We start from the raw sequence: 3,012 nt of genomic DNA, 5'->3' as shown, positions 1-3,012 counted from the left end.
TGAGTCACGTCCCAGCCGCTGTCCATGAACTCGCAGGCCATCCAGTCGAGCAGCGCGGGGTTCGAGGGAGGATCGCCCTGCGCGCCGAAGTCGTCGAGCTTCCTGCTCAGGCCCGCGCCGAAGAACTGCTTCCACAGCCGATTCATGACCACGCGGGCGGTGAGCGGATTGTCCCGCGAGACCAGCCACCGGGCCAGGTCGAGTCGCGTCAGGTCGCGCCCGGAGACGTCGGGGCGGGGCAGGTAGTGCGGCAGGGCGGGCTTGACGACGTCGCCGGTCTCGTTCATCCAGTCGCCCCGCGGCAGGACGCGCACGGTACGCGGGACGGCGTCGTGGACGCTCACGAGGCATCTCGGCAGGCCGTCGGCGAACGCCCGGCGCTCGCTCTCGGCGCGGACGACGGCTTCGCGTTCGGCGGGGAACAGCAGGGTGACCTTCGTCCGGAAATAGGACCGGACCGTCTCGCGGTCCTTCAGGGTTCGCGCCTCGGCGTCCTTCTCGAGCGCCGCCTGGACGGCCCTCGCGGTCGCCTTCTCGGCCGGCGCGGCCTTCGAGTCGCGGGCGAGCTCGGGCAAGACGTCGGCGCGGCGAGACAGGTCCGCCTCCCACCGGGCCTGGTCGGCGTCGAGTTGAGGGGCCACGGATTCGAGACGCTTCCTCGCCTGGTCGACGGCGGAATCGAGCCTCGCGAGTTCCTCCTCATCCTCGGCCGCTGCGACGACCATGCCGTCCTCGCGGTGTCCGACGACAGGCTCCCGAATATCGGCGAAGAACGCGCCCAGCGAGTAGAAGTCCTTCTGGGTGATCGGGTCGAACTTGTGGTCGTGGCACTGCGCGCAGCCGGTCGTCTGCCCCAGCCACGCCGCCCCGACGGCTCGGACGCGGTCGGTGAGCATGCGGGCTTCGTAGTCCTTCGGCTGCGCCCCGCCTTCCTCGGTGCTCAGCAGGAGGCGGTTGAACGCCGAGCCGACGCGGGTCTCGGTGTCGGCGTCGGCCAGGAGGTCGCCGGCGACCTGCTCGAGGGTGAATCGGTCGAAGGGCTTGTTGTCGATGAAACTCGCGATGACCCAGTCGCGGTAGGGCCAGACGTTGCGTGGGTTGTCGCTGTGGTAGCCGATCGTGTCGGCGAAGCGGAACACGTCGAGCCAGCCGATCGCCATGCGCTCGCCGTAGTGCGGGCTGGCCAGCAGGCGGTCGACCAGGCGTCCGTAGGCGTCGGGCGAGCGATCCTCGACGAACGCCCCGACCTCCTCGGGCGTGGGCGGCAGGCCGGTCAGGTCGGAAGACAGCCGACGGATCAGGGTGCGGCGGTCGGCCTCGGGCGAGGGCTCCAGCCCGACCTCGGAGAGCCGGCGCCGGGCCAGCACGTCGATCGCGGCCTGGCCGGCGGGGACTAGCGCCCTCGTGGGCGTCTCGTACGACCAATGCCTCTGGTATTCGGCGCCCTGTTCGATCCAACGCCTGAGGATCTCCTTCTGCCCGGCGTTGAGTCTCTTGTTCGACTTCCGCGGGGGCATCAGTCCGTCAGGGTCGGCGCCGAGGATCCGCGCGACCAACTCGCTCTCGTCGGGCTTGCCGGGGACGAAGGCCTCGGCGACGATCGCCTCGTCGCGAAGGTCGAGTCGCAGATCGGCCTTGCGGTGATCCTTGTCGGGCCCGTAGCAGTGGAAGCAATTGTCGGAGAGGATCGGGCGGACGTCGCGGTTGAACTCGACCCGGTCGGGCACGGCCGAGGCGGGGCCCTCTTCGGTCGACGACGCCCCGGCGGCCGAGCCGCAGAGCCCGAGGGCGAGAGACGCGGCGAGCCGCGTGGACCACCTGGTTTGGGGCATGTTTCCGAACCTCATGGCGGGGTCCTGCAGGGCCGGCGCGGATCCTGGCGAGGACGGCCCCGCGCGGGGCCGCACCGTCCACCGTAAACCATCGCGGCCCGGGCGGGAAGCGGTGGCGATCGCACGCTACGCGCTCTGGTCCGCCGAGCCGATGGGCCTCAGGAGAGGTCCACCTTCGGGGCGCCGAGCACGTCCATCCTCGGCGTGATCCCCAGGCCCGGCGCGGTCGAAGCGGCCATCCGGCCGTCCACTCGCCGCGGGGCGCCCTCGGCCGTGCTCACCGTCACGTAGCTGTTGAAGTCGGTGGCCGTGAACCGGAGCTCCTCCGGCGTGCTGTGGGCGAGATGCGCGATGGCCGCCGTGGCGATGTCGCCGCCCCAGCTGTCTTCGAGGGTCATGGCGACGCCCAGCGTCACGCAGAGGTCGCGCACCTGACGCGTCTTCGTCAGTCCTCCGAGCTTGGAGAGCTTCAGGTTCACCACGTCCATGGCCCCGTCGGCGTGGCCCCTCAGCAGCATGTCGAGGCCGTCCACCGACTCGTCGAGCACGAACGGGTGGTCGGTCCGGCGGCGGATCGACAGGCACTCCTGGTAGCCCAGGCAGGGCTGCTCGATGTAGACGTCGACGTCGCCCACGCCGCGCACGACGCGGGCGGCCTCGTGCATGAGCCATCCGGTGTTCGCGTCCGCCACGAGCACCTCGCCCGGCTCGAGCAGCGCGGCCACGGCCCGGATCCGAGCGATGTCGACCTCGGGTGCGCCACCGACCTTGAGCTGGAACCGGCGATAACCCTGGCCTCGGTAGCCCGCCACGCTTTCGGCCATCGCGTCGGGCTCGGCCTGGGAGATGGCGCGATAGAGCGTGATGCCCTCGCCGTACCGCCCGCCGAGCAAGGTGCAGACCGGCAGGCCGGCGACCTGGCCGAGGATGTCCCAACAGGCGATGTCGAGTCCGGATTTGACGTACGGGTGCCCCTTCAAGGCCGCGTCCATGATCCGTTTCAAGCGGTCGAGCTGCGTGGGGTCCTCGCCGAGCAGGTGCGGGCCCAGCTCGGCTAGAGCCTGTTATTGACTTATCGTCTGTCGTTTGCTCGTGTTAAGTCATGAGCACGACACGAAAGGGTTACCCCAGCGACGTGAGCGACGCCGAGTGGGAGCTCATGCTGCCGTATCTGACGCTA

General features: G+C 70.0%; 1 protein-coding gene and 1 pseudogene. Both read right to left on the bottom strand.

The window, feature by feature from the left end; all coding sequences use genetic code 11:
* The coding region (locus tag G6O68_RS31485; RefSeq protein WP_165253665.1) for a DUF1549 domain-containing protein at positions 1-1,832 on the bottom strand (1,832 nt) is incomplete at its 3' end.
* Between the two features lie 158 nt (positions 1,833-1,990).
* Positions 1,991-2,890: pseudogene (locus G6O68_RS31480) on the bottom strand (mandelate racemase/muconate lactonizing enzyme family protein); the annotation flags it as partial.
* Positions 2,891-3,012 lie beyond the last annotated feature (122 nt).

Source organism: Paludisphaera soli, from assembly GCF_011064595.1.
Classification (GTDB): Bacteria; Planctomycetota; Planctomycetia; order Isosphaerales; family Isosphaeraceae; genus Paludisphaera; species Paludisphaera soli.
This window is presented reverse-complemented; position numbering and strand designations above follow the sequence as displayed.